Source organism: Allokutzneria sp. NRRL B-24872, assembly GCF_002155965.1.
Taxonomy (GTDB): Bacteria; Actinomycetota; Actinomycetes; order Mycobacteriales; family Pseudonocardiaceae; genus Allokutzneria.
In genome coordinates this window covers 1-15,507 of record NZ_MUMH01000037.1, presented here as the reverse complement: position 1 = coordinate 15,507, position 15,507 = coordinate 1, and the positions used below count along the sequence as shown (strand labels likewise).

Genomic DNA, 15,507 nt, shown 5'->3' with positions numbered 1-15,507 from the left:
CGGTCCACAGCCAGGTTTCGGCCCGCAGCCGACCGGCCCCCAGCCGCAGCCAGGTTTCGGCCCGCCGCCCGGCTTCGGGCCGCAACCCACTGGCCCACAACAGCAGCCCGGCTTCGGCCCCCAACCGACCGGCCCGCAGCAGGCCCCAGGACAGCCAGGTTTCGGCCCCGGCCCGAACGGCCAGTAGGTAGCCCGAACCCCCGTTCGCGGCGTCGCGAACCACGGCAAACCCCACGACCACGGACGCGAACCGCGTCCGTGGTCGTGCTCGTCGCGGCCCGATCAACCGCGTCCGCCGCTCTGACCTCGCCCAGGTGGTCTAGACCTTGACACCGGACATACCGCCGGATATCCATGGTTTCGGACCGGCCCGCAAGCCCGGGACGGGTCCCTGCTCGGGCGCCGCCGCCGCGAATGTCCCGCTCTGGTGCAGCGTGCGCACGACTCCACCGGGAAGGATCACCGTGAGATCACCACGCATCGGCGCTCGGCTGGGCAGCGGCCTGGCCGCGGCACTGCTCGTCGCCACCGGGCTCGCCGCGAGCGCGCCCACCGCGCTGGCCCAGGCTCCCGCGTCGGCCTACGCCGGCATCGTCCCCGCTCCCGTGAAGGTCACCCCGAACGCCTCGGCGACGTTCACGATCACCCCTGCCACCAGGATCGTGGTCCAGCCCGGCCGCGAGGCCGCAGACGTCGGCTCCTACCTCGGCCAGCTGCTGCGCCGTCCCACCGGCTTCGCGCTGCCCGTCATCCCGTCGGCCGCCCCGCAGGCGAACAGCGTCTCCCTGCTGCTGACCGGCGCTGACCCGGCCGTTGGCGAGCAGGGCTACCAGCTCGACACCACCGCTGACCGCATCGTCATCCGCGCCAACAAGACCGCTGGCCTGTTCGCCGGAGTGCAGACGCTGCGCCAGCTGCTGCCCGCCGCTGCGGAGAGCGCGCGGACGCAGCCCGGCCCGTGGACCGTGCCCGGCGGCTCCGTGCTCGACCACCCGCGCTTCGGCTACCGCGGCGCGCACCTCGACGTCGCGCGGCACTTCTTCCCCGTCGAGACCGTCAAGCGCTACATCGACGAGATCGCCGCTTACAAGATCAACACGCTGCACCTGCACCTGACCGACGACCAGGGCTGGCGCATCGAGATCAAGAGCTGGCCGAAGCTGGCCACCTACGGCGGCAGCACCCAGGTCGGCGGCGGCCCCGGCGGCTACTACACGCAGGAGCAGTACAAGGAGATCATCGCGCACGCCGCGTCCCGGCAGATGACCGTGATCCCCGAGTTCGACATGCCCGGCCACACCAACTCGGCGCTGGCCTCCTACGCGGAGCTGAACTGCGACGGGGTCGCACCGCCGCTGCGCACCGACATCGCGGTCGGCTACAGCTCCCTGTGCATCAACAAGGACATCACCTACAAGTTCGTCGACGACGTGGTGCGCGAGATCGCCGCGCTGACGCCGGGCAAGTACTTCCACCTCGGCGGTGACGAGGCGCACGCGACCTCCGAGGCCGACTACAACACGTTCATGACCAAGGCGCTGCCCGTCCTGGCCAAGTACGGCAAGACCGCGATGGGTTGGCACGAGGTCGCCAAGGCCAAGCCGGACGTGCCCACCTCCACCGTGATCCAGTTCTGGGACACCAAGGCCAGCAACCCCGCCGTCACCGCTGCCGCCGCGCGTGGCAACAAGATCCTCATGTCGCCCGCCAACAAGGCGTACCTGGACATGAAGTACAACGCGCAGTCGCCGCTCGGCCTGAACTGGGCGGGCTACATCGAGGTGCAGGACGCCTACAACTGGGACCCCGCCACCTACGCGCAGGGCGTCGGCGAGTCCTCGGTGTTCGGCGTCGAGGCCCCGCTGTGGTCGGAGACGCTGAAGACGTTGGCCGACATCGAGTACATGGCCTTCCCGCGCCTTCCCGCGATCGCCGAACTCGGCTGGGCTCCCGCGTCCTCGCACAACTGGGACGCGTTCAAGCAGCGCCTCGCCGCGCAGGGTCCGCGCTGGGACGCCGCCGGGATCAACTACTACAAGTCCCCGCAGGTGCCCTGGCCGACCAGCAACCCGGGCTCGTGCGACAACCCCGCCTGGGAGTCCGCCAAGATCTACAACGGTGGAACCCTTGTCTCCCACGGCAACCACGAGTGGCGCGCCAAGTGGTGGACCCGAGGTGAAGAGCCCGGCAGCACCGGCCGCTGGGGTGTCTGGGAAGACCTCGGCGCCTGCGCCTAGCACTGCTGTGGTGGGCTCCGGTGCGCGACGTCGCCGACGTAGCTGAACGAGCACGGCGTCACCGCGTTGCCGGAGACCACCACATCGCTGATCGGCTGCACCGCCCGCACTCCGACTCTCGGCCGGGTCCTGGTACCGCTGACCTTGTTGCCGGTGATCACGACGGTTCTGTTGGCCTCAGCGGACTTCACGTAGATCCCGCCTTCGCAGTTCGTCACCGTGTTGGCCTCGACCAGCACGTCGCTGTGCGTCACGCCGGGGTGCGCCGTGTGCGAGCCGGTGAACTGCCCGAACCCGAGCTGCGATCCCGATTTGTCACAGGTGTTCCCGCGCAGCACGATCGTCCGGCACGGCGTCCCGTCCGCCTTGCCCGCCCACGCCGTGACCCCGTTCGGCAGGTCGACCTGCACGGCTTCCCCGTGCCACAGCCCCTGCTTCGGGTCGGCGATCCAGCCCAGCAACGAGCAGTCGCGCACCAGCCCGTTCTGGATCGCGTTCAGCTCGATCGCGTGCCAGTGCTTGGTGTTGTAGATCGTCATGCCGGTCAGCGCCACGTTCTTCGTGTGGATCAACGTGATCACGTTCATCGGCGGGGCCAGGTGCCCGACGCCGCGCTGGAAGAAGTCCCACGTCGGGTCCCACGACCCGCCCGTGATCGCGATGTTCCCCGGCGCCCCGTACCCGCCCGTGCTCGCCGCGACCGCGTTGAGCACCATCGTCTTCTTCACCCCCGTCGCCGGAAACCGCGCCACGATGCGAATTCCGGTGACGTCGAGGTGGGTGTTGCCGTGGATGATCAGCGGCTCGGTCAGCAGGTAGGTCGCCTTGCCCGGCTTCGCGATGTACCGCCCAGCCGCGTCCCTCGGCCCCTTGCCGTCACGCGCGTTGTTCAGCGCTGTCTGGATCACCCTGCCGCTGACGTAGTTCGGCAGCGCGTGCGCCAGCGGCGTGGCGACCGCCATCGCCCCGACCGCACCCAGAAACGCCCTTCGCGTGTGTCCCATGCGGCGGGAGGCTACTCATGGACGAGCCTGATTTCGGTTCCGTCCGAAAGGCTTTCGACCTGCGCGGCAAGGCTCGCCCGGAACGCCATGATCTCCACCGCGCTCGCCGCGTACAGGTTGTCCAGCTCGTAGCTCCCGCCCAGCACGAACGGAATCTTCGGTGTCAGCCGCTCCCCCTCCGCCAGGCGCCCGTGCTCCTTCTGCCACTCGTGCGCGACCGGATGGCCAGTCCACACCTCGAAATCGCCCAGCACCATCTCCGCCCAGCCTTCGATGTCCGGCGCCAGCATCTCCGCTTCGCCTTCCTCCGCGCGGAACACCCCGACCTCCCCCGTCGGCGTGCGGAAGAACTGGTCCGCGAACACGTCCTCGGCGAAGAACCACCAGTCCGGGTCCAGGTTCGGGAACCCGCTCCTCCACCCGTCCTGGGCGTTCCACTCCTCCGCTGTGTGCGCGGAGAACACGTGCAGAGCTAACTCGAAGGCGTAGAGACCGCCTTCATTTCCAGGCGCTGCCAGCCCGACCAGCTTCTCCCAGTCGCTCACCCGTCCAGCCTCTCAGCCACGTCGAGCACGTACTGCGGCAGCTTCAACCTGGCGCGACCGGATCACAGGGGCAGGTCCGCCTCGACGCGGCAAACACCTGTGGCTCCTACTTCCCACGCTGCGACCAACCGGGCTCCCACTGACCCCACTAAAGAAACTCAAGCTGCCACTCTCCAGCTCCCTCGGCTTCGACCGTCTCGGTCGCCCTCAAGAGCGCCCAGGAGATGTTGACGAACAGTGAAAGATCGCGACGCGCCAACCGGTCCGAGTCCAGCAGGTTCACCACGATTCTGCGCGGACGCTCCTGGAACTCCGAGCAGAGCAGGTCGAAGAAGCCGTCCCACCCTCCGCGGTAGACGTCGGGATACTCAAGCGCTCGACCGCAAAGGACGGATGCATCCTGGCTGGAAGAAACACCTCCGAACTCCGAACTCGCCACTGAGAAGCCGTCCACCTTGAGCGTCTTCTCCACCTCCGCTCGCCGGTCGGCCTGAAGGAGGTACGGCGCACGTGGCCGCCCCGGCAGCAGGGCGGCCATCGACCGCCATCTACGACTGTTCATTCCGCCCGCACCTCGGCACTCAAGCGAGCAAGGGCAGCCGCGTTCACGAACTCAGCTCGCCCTGAAACCACCCATCGCCCGCTGTCGAGTGCCTGGATGTACACAGGAGCACCGGAAAGCCTCTCGTCGTCGAGCGATGTCTGCTCCGCGAACCTGTCGTCGCCCGTGCCCACCAGGCTGAGGTCATGCGTCTCGGCGAGCGCGGCGGCGAACTCCAGCAGCGAGGCCCATTCGAACGGCACCCCGCCCGGAGCGAAGTTGGCGACTCTCTCGAACTCGTCGACCGACATCCCGTTCGGCATCCGCCCAACTCCGGAGAACTCCAGCACTCGCCACCGCAGCGGCTCGCCGTTGACGCACCGCAGCACGTCCGCGAGCGTGACATAGCGTCCCTCGGGGCCGTGCATCGGAATCTCGATCTCTTTCGCCATCAGGGCACCTCCAGAACGTCGACGAGAGCTGCCAGGAGCTCCTTCGCGCTAAACAAACCGCACCACGAAACGGTCGAGCCATCCCAGCGACCGATCCCGCGCCTCGACACCACGCAGGACCTCACGGACCTTCTCGAACCTGTCAGCGCCCAAGGCTCGCTCGCTCAGCTCGGAGTTCCGCCACACGATCCGCACGGGCCTCTCGACGTCCGTCGACAGGCGATCCCACAACGCGTCCAGGTTGGCTCCGTAGTACGGGCCGAGATCCAGTTCGTCGCGCAGGACCCGTGCAGCTCCTCCTTGACCCAATCTCCGCCCCGTCGATGCCAACGATAGTTGTTGGAGTCGAACGAGCCCTATCAGCTCACCGGAACGGTCGAGCGTCAGCACCGGGGAGCACGATCCGCGAATATGCCCTAGACGAAGCCCCGCCAGGTCATGCCCAGCTCCCAACCCGCTCCGCCGCGCGTCGATAGCACAGAAGGCGCCCTCGACAGGGCAGGCCTATCCACCTCCCGCTCATTCACCCCTACCAGCTTCTCCCCGACCTGACGCCTCGCCGAAAGTCATGCATGTGAATCAGCTGACAACAAAAGACTTGACGTCATCCAAAGCATCTTCCGCAACACCACTGAGATCTGGATCATCGAGCAGCTCGTCCAGTTTTCTCAGCACGTCACGGCCCACCGATCGATAAATTCTGGCCACATGACCGATGCACGTTACAGCCAACGATCGAACCTGACGATCACATTCAACAGAAAGACACTTGAGCAATATGCTTTCAACATAAACACGATCAGGATCATTATAGGTGATCCCCAGAAGAGCATCGGTGGCAGCTTCAACTTCTGAACTCCATACAGCAGCCTCCATAGCTTTTCGCCAATTTTGAAGCTCCACGCCCGACTCATTTGTCATGGGATCTGAATCTTTCCTGACTTAATGGCCTTATTCAAGGCGGAATTTGCTTTTGACATTCCTGGATCCGTGCTCACATCCGTTCGGACGTGGCCGTGAAAAAGTTGATTACTCCCCCCAGGAACCGTACAACCACACGGGATCTCTCTGGAGAGGTCGAGGATTACCCGATCTCCGTTCGAAGGATCGACTCCGATTCGGCGCCGAGACGACGCTTTAACCTGAACTGAATTTTCCAGCGCCCCCTGCCCATCGCGAGGTTCGGCACTGTTCTCACCCCGATGGCTCCACCTTGCTTCAAAGCCGTGTTTCCCCCCTGCTTCATACAATTGCTCACCGCAATTATGGGCAAGAATCGAAGAGTTGCCCGCCAGCACATAGTACGTGTGAACACCCTCGACGGTCAGGTTGAAGACCTGCTGCTCCGCCGACCGCTGCTGAACAGCCGAGACAGGCACGACGTCGCGTGACGGCGTCAGCAGAGCGTCGCCAGCGCGAAGGTCCCCGGCGTCCTCCCACTGCGAGGTCTTGGCGTTCCAGAACGGGTGTCCGGCAGTGGCGGTGACGGTGGCCATGGCGGGGCCGGAGCCGACGGTCACCTCGACCAGCTGCTTCGTGCCGGAGCCGATGATGGTGGCGACGACGGCGCGTGGGCCGGTCTCGCCGGTGACGGGGTCGGTGGCCAGGACTTGGTCGCCGAGCTTCACGTGCTCGATGGGTTTGCGCGAGCCGTTGGCCATGAGCACCAACGTCCCGGGCGTGAAGCTGTTGCACGGGGGCTCGTTGCGGCGCGCGCTCTCGACGATGGAGTCGAGGCGGCGCAGGGTGGCGCGTGCCGCGGCGACCTCGTCGATCCAGCGGTTGGCGGCGGCGATGGCGGAAGCGATCCGCCCGGCGCTGCCGATGACCTTGAAGAGGCGGCCCCACGGGATCAGGCCGAAGCACGCGAAGAGGTCGCCGCCGGTGAAGCACGACTTGACGTCGTTGATGCCGATGAGGTCACCGACGATGTCGCCCGCGTGGTCGAGGACGACGTCCCACCACCCCTTCTTGGAGGCGGCGAGTGCGCGGGCGCGTTCGTACTCGGCGCGGCTGGCGCCCTCACGGGCGAGAGCGGCGGCGACGTGATCGCTGACGTCCTGGGTCGGGCCGGACAGGCGTTGGGAGCGGCCGTTCTTGCCGTGCAGGTAACGGCTTCCGTCGGGCATGCGCTCGAGGTGGTCGCCGCCGGGCGCGGGGATGACGACGTGCTGGCAGCGGTCGTCGATGCACATCTGCATGGGCCGCAACCCGTCAGGGTCGCTCATGGTGATGGGCGAGTTGTTGGCGTAGGAGTAGCCGTTGGTCTGCTGCGGATCGGCGAGGTCCATCACCGGGTCAACGGACAGGAACCGCCCGTTGGCCGGGTCGTACTCGCGGGCGCCGAGGTGGGTCAGGCCGGTGGAATCCTGTGTTCCCCCAACGAATCCCTTGTCGTCGGGCCAGGTTCCTGTGCCACCGCGGAGCCCACCGAACGGGTCGAGGTAGCGCCGGGTCACGGGCTCGCTGTTCTTGCCGTAGGACTCCTTGGGCGTGCCCTGGTGGTCCTCGGTCATCAGTGTGAGCCCGCCCCACGACGTCCGCATCGCGACGGTTTCACCGCCGTGCGCGTAGTAACGCTTGCCGCGCACCACGTCGAGGTCCTTGTCCAGCACGAGTTCGGTGCCGCCGAGGTAGAGAACGGTGGACTTGGGCTCGCGCTTGAGCAGCCGGGAGCCATCAGCGCCGTAGACGTACTCGGAGATCTGCCCGTTGGCGTGAGTCACCTTCGCCAGGCGGCCCTCGGAGTTCCAGTCGAGCTTCTGCGTGTCGCCGGCGACCTTGCGGGTGGTCGTCTCGCCGTTGGCGTTGTAGCCGAACTCATCGCGCGACTCGCCTGCCGGGCCCTTCTGCGTCACAGCGCGCAGGCTGTGCGGTTGCGGTTCACCGACCTTCGGGTATTCGTAGATGCGAGTCGTGTCGCCCTGCGCGGTGTGCTTGGTCTCGGTCTTGCGGTTGCCGAGCTTGTCGTAGCTGAAGTCCACCCAGTACGGCGCAGGACCGCCCAGTGCGGGCACTGAGGGATCAGGCCCACAGTCGCTTGCGGACGGTGTGAACGCCTTCGTCAAGCGGCGCAGGTGGTCGTAGCGGAAGCACTGCGTGTCCGTGGGCCGCTTCTCGCCCGTGTCGGACACCTTGGTGACGTTGCCCGCAGGGTCGTAGGAGTAGTCGCGAACGTAGGTCTGCCACTCGCCTCCGGACGCTCGAAGGGCTTCCGCCTTCACCAGTCGCCGAGTGCCGTCCTCATAGCCGTAGTGCTTCTCGACGCGCTGGTCGCCGTCACCGATCCACATCTTGTAGTTCTCGCCGTACTTCGTGTACAGGTGCTCCTGTCCGTAGACCGATGCGCCGCTGGTCTTCACGGCCTGGCCGAGTTCGTTGTACTCGTAGCTCACCTCCTCCGCGGCGAGTCCTCCAGCTGCGGGCAACGTGCTGGACCGAACAAGGCCGGTGTTCGGCGTGTACTTGGTGCCAAACGTGTAGGTTCCCGCGAGTTTCCCCTCCGTCTGCGGCACAACGACTTGGCGAGCCTCGGGGCGGTTCTGCGCGTCGTAGGCGGTGACGCGCTCGATGTACGCATGGCCGTTGACGAAGCGTGTGGAGCTGGTCGGCAAGCCCTTCTTCAGGGAGTCGTACGTCCACTCCGTGAGCTTGTTCTTCCCTTCGAGAACAGCCGTCTTGCGGCGCAGGTCGTCGTACTCGTAAGTCAGGGTCTGACCGCGCGCGTCGGTCGTCGTCTTGACCTGGTCGAGCGAGTCGTAGGTGTAGGTCGTGGCGCCCTTGTCGCGGTCGACGTCCTTGCGCTTGCGACCGAGCTCGTCGTACTCGTAGCGCCACTGTCCACCGGCGGCGTCGGTGATGACCTCGAGCCGACCGAACCGGTCATAGCCGTACTTCGTCGTATCAGCAGCACCGGAAGGCGTTCTTCCCTGGTACTGGTGCCTTTCCGTTGCCTGGCCCTGGGCGTTGGTGACGATCGTCATCGGGGTGTCACCGGTGGGCGGTGTGACGTGGGTGCGATCGCCGCCGTACGCCGTCGTGGTCGCCCACTGCTCGACGCCGAACTTGTGGTAGGCGGCCTTCGTCGGGCGGGCCATCTCGTCGTACTCGGTGACCGTCCGGTTCGGGACCGCGTTCTCGGTCGCGCCGAACATTTCCGGTTCCGGCGCGTTCTCGTTGTAGAAGACGGCGTTGGCCCGCGACACGAGACCGCGGTCGTCATAGAAGTTGTCGGTGATCAGGCGACCGCCAGCGACCGGCGGCGTCTGGTTCTGACGCAGCCGCATGAGGCCGTCGTAGAGGGCGTAGGAGATCGCGTAGGTGTTGTCCTCACGCAACACCTTGGTAGCCACGACCGACGCTTTGTCAGCCCTGTAGTCATAGGTGAACTCGCGAGAAGGAGTCTGCTTGGAGTCCTTGGACCGACCCGGGTTCCACACCCGGACCGTGCGCCCGAGCGGGTCGTACTCGATGTCGACCCGCTCCCCGTTGGGGCCGACTTCCGAGACCGCCTGGTCCCGAGCGGGCTCAACGGTGTTCACAGACACGTGCCCACGCGGGTTCGTCGACGTGACCGTGCGCGCTGCGAAGCCGGACGCGGGCGTGAAAGTCGTGGTGGTCTTGGCGTTCGCGGCATCAAGCGCTTCGAAAGCGCGACCGTACGCGTCGTACTTGGTCCGAGCGACGTCCTGGTAACCGTCCTTGGTCCACCGCTGTGCCGTCGTCACCTCACCGCGAGTCGGAGGCGCACCGAACTCCTTGTTGTCATATAGAGAACGCACATCGGTGACAATGTCCGCATCGGTGCCATCGCCCTTGGCACAGGCGAGCGCGACCGTGCGCACCTGAGACGCGTAGTTGAGCATCCACGCACCTTCGTTGCGCGCATAGGACGTGCGCGTGCACTTCTCGTCACCCGCGACGTCGATGTCACCGACGTCGTCGACCTTGGTGGCCAGCCCCTCCTGGTTGAACTCTGTGAGAACCTGGGTCCTTCGGTACTTCCCGTTCTCCAACAACGTTCTACCGCGAACAGACTCGGTGTTGAGCAGGAATGCCTGCTTGTCACCGTCGGTCGCGGTGGGCCCCTGGACCTTCGGGTCGTTGATCGAGCCCGACGCGATCCTGCCCTTGCTGTGCTGGACGGTCTCGCGGACGAAACCCTGCAGGCGCTCGTGATCGCGCAGCTTCCCGCCGTCGCTGTCGGGCACCCAGGCTTCGCGCTTACCGCCTCCGGGGAGCGGGTCGCCGTCCATGCCACGCATGTAGCGCGTGTCCGTCAGCGACAACGTCTTTCCGGGCTCACCCGTCCAGGTGCGCACCCACCGGTAGCCGCGCCAAGACGAGTAAGTCCGGTGCCGCATCTCGGCGAACTCGTTCTCGTCGAAGTGCCACGCTGCGCCCTCGTGGTACTCGTAGTGGGTCTTCTTCGGTGAGCTGGAGTAGCGGTCGTCCTCGACCACGACACGCACGACGTACTTGTGGAACCAGTCCAGGATCGGCTCCGGCGCGTGCTCCGGTGTCCAGAACATCGGGTAGCAGCGAAGGGTGTTGAACTCGGCATTGGGCGGCATCGTGCCGTTCCGGTCGCACTCGGCGGCCGTGTAGCCGATCTCGGTGTAACCGCCGGCCTCGTTGATGATGCGACGGAGCCTCGGTCGTTCGATGGGCGCGAGCCCTTCCTTGGCATCGACGCGGTTGGGCATCGACGCCCCGTGGAAGACCATCTCGGGCAGGGACGCGTCACCGCCGACGTGCCCGGTCCTGGTGATGCCCGCGAGCCACAGCGCCGGGTCCAGTCCATCCGTCGTCGGTGGGAACTCCTGTCGAAGGGTCCAGGAGTCGACCGCGTGCCACTTCAACGCGTCGCCGGTGTTGTCCCTGCGGATCTCCGTGACGACCTTCGTCAAACGCTTGCGGCTGAAGAAGGACGGGGCGAGACGGTTGGTGCACTGCTCCCCCTGTGCGCACAGGCGGTCGAAGGGCACATCGGGCCAGGACTTCGCAGTGTCCTTGTTGAGCTGCCCCGGCTCGCAGCGCATGCCACCGTTCGGCAGACACCGCTCCGCGTGCTCGAAGCGCACCTGGTTGGGCGCAGGCCCGTACACGGCGTCGGAGCGCAGTCCGTACTCGATGCGGGTCAGGACACCACCGCGGGTGTAGGCGGTCGCGTCGCCGGGTTTGGCGTTGCGGCCGTAGTTGTTGCCCTCCGGCTCGTAGTAGTACGTCGTCACGTTCCCCTTGGGGTCGACGACGTAGTCGAGGTTCCACCGCCACGCCTGGTCGCACCACGAGTCGGCGAACGCGGCCTTGTTGCACGGTTCGTTGGTGTTGTTGCCGTAGACGGGAACCGACCACGTCGAGCGCGTCTCGGGCTTGCCGGCCGTCCAGCCGGGGAGCCGGTTCATGCCGAGGAAGTACTGCGTGCCGTCGGTGGTCGTGACCTTCCAGTGCTCACCGTTGTCGTCCCCGTTGACGCCACCGAAGATCTTCTCGACGCGCGAGCCGTCATCGCGCTTCGGCCGCCACACGGTGTTCGAGATCTTGACGAGCTCGGAGGTCGTACCACCGAGGCTCAGCGTCGCGTTGTCGGTCGCCCAGCACAGGTCGCCGGTCTTGGTCTGCCCCTGGTTGCCGCCGAGGTCCTGCGCGCAACCCTTGTAGCGCCGCTCGATGGAGCCGCCCGCGGACATCTCCCAGCCGTCGCCGACCGTCGACGCCTGGTTGTTCGTCGCGCTGGTGCGGCCGTCAATGCTGCCCGAGGAGTACCCGAGCGAGACAGCGGGTCCCTTCCCGCTCGGAGCTGACGGGAGCTTGAACGGGTACGCGTAGCTGAAGTCACCGGACGATCCGCCAGCGGACCAACTGCCCGAGGGAGAGAGCGGTGTCGCCTCGTAGGTTCCGCCAGAGCCAGAGCCCGCCGCGACCGCCGCGAGCACGACACCCGATCCGGTAGCGGACGGGATCTCTGTCGTGACCATGCGCTTGGCCGTGTCGTTCTCCGTGCGAACCGGTGCGCCGACGCGGCACTCAGGCCGCTCCGGCGTAACCAGGGCGCACTCGGGCATACGGTGGAAGGTCAGCCTCGAACCGAAGCCGCCACCCAGCGCGTGCTCGAACCCCTTGTAGTCCAGGCGAACCGAAAGCGGACCGTCCACACCGGACACTCGAAGGATCGTGCCGGTGACCCCCGCGACCCCTGACTTCTTCTGGTCGAAAGTCTCGATCAGGACCTTGCCCTGGTCCGGTTGCCGTGTAAGTGCTGTCGCAGGCCTTCCGACGGAGACCGGTGTTCGACCCGCCTGGGCGAGCACGCTGCCGGGCGCTCTGGCCTGCGACCCCAGATCGACCTCCGCTTTGGCCGCCACCGGCCACTGCGGTGCAGGGAGCTTCCGGGCGAGCTGTTGCTGGAGTTCGTTGATCGGCAGCGGTCGCATCGCAACGGGCTTGCCCGGGACGCTGCGCTCCTTGTGCGGCTCCATCGTGCTTCGGGGCGCGCTGGTGGCCTGGGGTGTCAGTGAAACCGTGGACAGCACCAGAGACGCCGCCAAGATCACAGCGCCCGCGCCGAAACCACGTCGAGATCTGCGCATCACGAGAATTCCCTTGTTTCTGAGCGGAACGGGGTCATCAGTCGGAGACCCTGATCTCATAGATGAAGAGGCCGGAGCGGTTCTCGGCCCGGTCGACGGACCGGATGATCAGGTAGTGCTTCCCGCTCTTGGCCGGTGTCCACGTGAGGGTCGCCTCGCCGCCGAGCCGGTCGGGCTCGACAACCCGCTGGGGGTCGTCGTTCTGCCACTCGGTGAAGGTGTACAGGTACTTGCGGACGTCGGTCGTCCCGTTCGGCTTCAGGGTGAACGTCCCCTGCCTGCCCACTCCCAGAGCTGGAGTCGCCTGCGGGTACTCCTTCGAGACGGCTGTCGGCAGGCCCGGCGGCACGGTGTCGATCTCGAACTCGCAGAACTTGGACCAGCGGCTGGTGGAGTAGTCCCCTGACCAGACGTGCCACGTGTAGACGCCGTGCCCCGGGATCACCCCGTCACGGACTTGGATCTCCGCGAAGAGGTCAGATGGAACGTCGGCGACGTGGTGCTCATTGCCGTCCCACGTGTGCTTGTCCGCCGTGCCTTGCAACACGCGGAAACCGGCGTCCATCAGTCCACCGTCCGGATCGGACAGCCGCGCGCGGAGCCTCGGGGTCTTGGTGAAGACAACCGGTCGCTCCGGCCCGGTGGCGCAGGGGATCAAGCCGCCTTCCATGCTCAGCTCAGCGGGCTCGTCCGGAGGCGAGTTGTAGCGCACCACCAAGGCGGGGTTCACCTCGTAGCGGCGCCATTCGGTGTCGACGCCCTCGTTGCGGGCGCGCAGTCCGATCGTCACGTGGTGCCAGTTCTCGGCGGCAGCCTGCTGCACGGCGCGCGTGACGTCGAACTCGGAGCCGCCGTGCGACGGGCAGTACCGGGCGTTGTTGGAGACGGCCACGTTGTCGACCTGGTAGTGCCACGCGGGCTGCTGGAGCCAGGTGGTATCGGGGCCGATAGGGCCGGTCAGCCAAGCCTCGGTCGGGCCGCCGGAGCAACTGTGCGAGTGGATCACCCGAGTGCGCAGCGTCGCGGAGAAGATCTGCTTGCCGCGCATGGCGGAGGCGTCCATCTCCACGAAGGAACGGGAGTTGAACGTCTTCCCGCGCTCCTGCGCGTAGCCCGCCTTGAGCTCGTTCAGGTCGCCGTCGGTGCGGTCGTAGTTCCGGGCGTCGGGCCAGGCCGACTGGACCACGGCGTGGTGGTTCTTCCCACCGTGCCAGGAGAATTCCGGATCGAGGAACACCGGGTACTTGGTCGCGGCGTCCCCGAGGAAGCCCTGGTCCGGGCTGATCGCGATATCGCTCGCGGACAGCTCGACACCCATCACGGCGCTCCGCCCGCCCTCGCCGGGACCGGCCACTCCGCCTGCCGTGCCGGAGGAGTCCCACATCCGCGTGGCGTCGCCGGAGAACACCACGGAGCCCGTGCGATCGACGGCTTCCAAGCCACCGATCGTCCGCGAGCGCGCGGCGTTGGACTGGCGCACGGTGACGTCCTTCGTGTGCTGGCCGAACGCGACCTTGCGCAGCTCCGGGTTGCTCGCCGCCTGCGCGGACTTGACGACCAGGACCTGGCGGAAGCCCTCGACCTCGGCGCGCACGACGAGGTCCACGCCGGGCAGGACTTCGCGGTAGGTCGCTTGCGCTCCGTCGAGGACCGGCGCCGGAAGTTCACTCCTCCAGCGCAGTCCCACCTCGCGCGCATCGCGCCCGAGCACCACCAGCGGAGCCTGATTTCCCTTTCCTCCGGCGGAAAACCGGAGATCGACCGGCGCCGCTGATGGCGCGATCGTGCCGTCCGAGCGCTTGACCAGTTTCAAGTCCACTGGCACCCAGCCCGTGCCTCTCCGCACGCGGACGGGCTGAAGGTGCTCCGTCCACGTGTGGCTGCCGTCCGGATTCGCGACGACTTCGGTGGTCTCCGTGGTCTTGGAGTCCGTGCTCGCCTCAGCTGGAACCACCAGCAACCCCGCGATGAGCATGCCTAATACGGGCGTGCGAGCACGCCACATCCCCCTGCGATACACCTTTCCCCCTGCATGAAGGGCGTGCGGGACCCCAATCCCCCACGCCAGTGCGATGGCCCTGAAGCGTCGCTATGCGGAACGCACGCGAATCTCGTACCAGTAGATCGGCGAAGTGTTCCCCGCGCGGTTGACCGACCGCACCAGCAAGTAATGCGTGCCTGGCTTGTCAGGTGCCCACGTCACCGACACCGAGCCGCCGAAGTTGTCCGGCCGTACATCAGTCCATGGACCGGTCTCTTCACCGGAGAAGGTGTACTGGTACTTCGCGACATCGGTGCTTCCGTTGGCGCGGAAGGTGAAGGTCCCCGGCCTCCCCGGTCCGGGCCGCGCGGTCGCCTCCGGGTAGTCCGGCGAGGACACCTCGGGCTCGACCGGCGAGACGCTGTCGACCTCGAACTCGCAGAACTTCGACCAGGTCCGGCCTGCGGCGTTCTCCGCCCACATGTGCCAGGTGTGGACCTGACCGTCCTCGATCAGGCCAGCGGCGACGGTGACCTCGGCGAACGAACCGGACGGCGTGTCGGTCACGCGCTGCTCGTTGCCGTCCCACGTGTGAGCGTCGGCAGTCCCCTTGAGCACGCGGAACCCGGCGTTGAGGAAGCCGCCGTCACCGGCGGAAACGCGCGCCCTGAGTCGCGGGGTCTTGGTGAACACGAACGGCCGCTCCGGACCCACGGTGCACGGGATCAGGCCGTCCTCGACACCGAGTTCGGTCGGCTGGGCCGGAGGCGCGGTCGCGACCGCCGGCAGCGCTGGAAGCAGCAGAAATGCTGCCAGCGCAAGTGAAAACGGCACGGCGAATCGCCGCACACCGCTGGAACGCACAACTTCCCCCTTGGACAGTTGCGGCAGCGAGCCCCCCATAGCGCGCAAACCGTCACGAAAGCCGACACAGCTTCACCGCGGGCACACACTTGGCGCAATCGGCCGTTCGGACGACCATGGCCCTTGACAGCCTGGCAGAGGTTTGTAACCTCGCTCACACGCGGCGGCAATGGTCTAACTCTGGGCTATTTGCGAGGGCTGGAGGCGGTCGGTGAGCAGGGACGCGCACTACGACGACGTCGGGCAGGGCTACCTGGAGAAGCGGCAGCTGCGCACGGGGCGGGCCGGGTG

11 protein-coding genes are annotated in these 15,507 nt (G+C 66.7%); 1 reads left to right on the top strand and 10 read right to left on the bottom strand.

The genetic code is table 11. From position 1 onward, the window contains the following. Positions 1-241: hypothetical protein (locus tag CCN37_RS38925; protein ID WP_168200616.1), on the bottom strand; the 241-nt coding region annotated here is incomplete at its 3' end. A 223-nt stretch (positions 242-464) separates the two neighbouring features. Between CCN37_RS38925 and CCN37_RS10765 the strand changes: the two genes are divergently transcribed. Then, on the top strand, positions 465-2,237 hold the full coding sequence (locus CCN37_RS10765) for a family 20 glycosylhydrolase (protein ID WP_086820582.1): 1,773 nt from the start codon (positions 465-467) through the stop codon (positions 2,235-2,237). On the opposite strand, the gene CCN37_RS10760 is transcribed toward CCN37_RS10765, so the two are convergent. The 9 genes from CCN37_RS10760 to CCN37_RS10725 all read right to left on the bottom strand — a co-directional run bounded on the left by CCN37_RS10760 (position 2,234) and on the right by CCN37_RS10725 (position 15,186). Continuing rightward, positions 2,234-3,241 carry a hypothetical protein gene (locus tag CCN37_RS10760; RefSeq protein WP_143261547.1) on the bottom strand — a complete coding sequence of 336 codons (1,008 nt, stop codon included), beginning with the start codon at positions 3,239-3,241 and terminating at the stop codon, positions 2,234-2,236. The genes CCN37_RS10765 and CCN37_RS10760 overlap by 4 nt on opposite strands. A gap of 11 nt (positions 3,242-3,252) precedes the next feature. After that, a complete protein-coding gene (locus CCN37_RS10755; RefSeq protein ID WP_086820580.1) occupies positions 3,253-3,786 on the bottom strand; it encodes a hypothetical protein in 534 nt (177 codons plus the stop codon). Between the two features lie 148 nt (positions 3,787-3,934). Beyond that, a complete protein-coding gene (locus CCN37_RS10750; RefSeq protein ID WP_086820579.1) occupies positions 3,935-4,324 on the bottom strand; it encodes a barstar family protein in 390 nt (129 codons plus the stop codon). A gap of 20 nt (positions 4,325-4,344) precedes the next feature. Continuing rightward, positions 4,345-4,779 (bottom strand): hypothetical protein, encoded by a 435-nt coding sequence (locus CCN37_RS10745; RefSeq protein WP_086820578.1) that lies wholly within the window; start codon positions 4,777-4,779, stop codon positions 4,345-4,347. Positions 4,780-4,827: 48 nt separating this feature from the next. After that, positions 4,828-5,169, bottom strand: a complete 342-nt coding sequence (locus CCN37_RS10740; RefSeq protein ID WP_246842940.1) for a barstar family protein — start codon at positions 5,167-5,169, stop codon at positions 4,828-4,830. A gap of 189 nt (positions 5,170-5,358) precedes the next feature. Next, positions 5,359-5,700, bottom strand: a complete 342-nt coding sequence (locus CCN37_RS38920; RefSeq protein WP_143261546.1) for a hypothetical protein — start codon at positions 5,698-5,700, stop codon at positions 5,359-5,361. After that, a complete protein-coding gene (locus CCN37_RS10735; protein WP_168200615.1) occupies positions 5,697-12,371 on the bottom strand; it encodes a polymorphic toxin-type HINT domain-containing protein in 6,675 nt (2,224 codons plus the stop codon). The genes CCN37_RS38920 and CCN37_RS10735 overlap by 4 nt, the downstream gene beginning before the upstream one ends. 37 nt (positions 12,372-12,408) lie before the next feature. Then, on the bottom strand, positions 12,409-14,346 hold the full coding sequence (locus CCN37_RS10730; RefSeq protein ID WP_086820576.1) for a DNRLRE domain-containing protein: 1,938 nt from the start codon (positions 14,344-14,346) through the stop codon (positions 12,409-12,411). Positions 14,347-14,460: 114 nt separating this feature from the next. Beyond that, on the bottom strand, positions 14,461-15,186 hold the full coding sequence (locus CCN37_RS10725; protein WP_143261545.1) for a hypothetical protein: 726 nt from the start codon (positions 15,184-15,186) through the stop codon (positions 14,461-14,463). Positions 15,187-15,507 lie beyond the last annotated feature (321 nt).

What these genes read in the sequence shown, in the direction of transcription:
- CCN37_RS10760 (WP_143261547.1), bottom strand. Translation starts at nt 3,241, where the DNA reads ATGGGACACACGCGAAGGGCGTTTCTGGGTGCGGTCGGGGCGATGGCG.
- CCN37_RS10750 (WP_086820579.1), bottom strand. Translation starts at nt 4,324, where the DNA reads ATGGCCGCCCTGCTGCCGGGGCGGCCACGTGCGCCGTACCTCCTTCAG.
- CCN37_RS10745 (WP_086820578.1), bottom strand. Translation starts at nt 4,779, where the DNA reads ATGGCGAAAGAGATCGAGATTCCGATGCACGGCCCCGAGGGACGCTAT.
- CCN37_RS38920 (WP_143261546.1), bottom strand. Translation starts at nt 5,700, where the DNA reads ATGACAAATGAGTCGGGCGTGGAGCTTCAAAATTGGCGAAAAGCTATG.
- CCN37_RS10735 (WP_168200615.1), bottom strand. Translation starts at nt 12,371, where the DNA reads ATGCGCAGATCTCGACGTGGTTTCGGCGCGGGCGCTGTGATCTTGGCG.
- CCN37_RS10730 (WP_086820576.1), bottom strand. Translation starts at nt 14,346, where the DNA reads ATGCTCATCGCGGGGTTGCTGGTGGTTCCAGCTGAGGCGAGCACGGAC.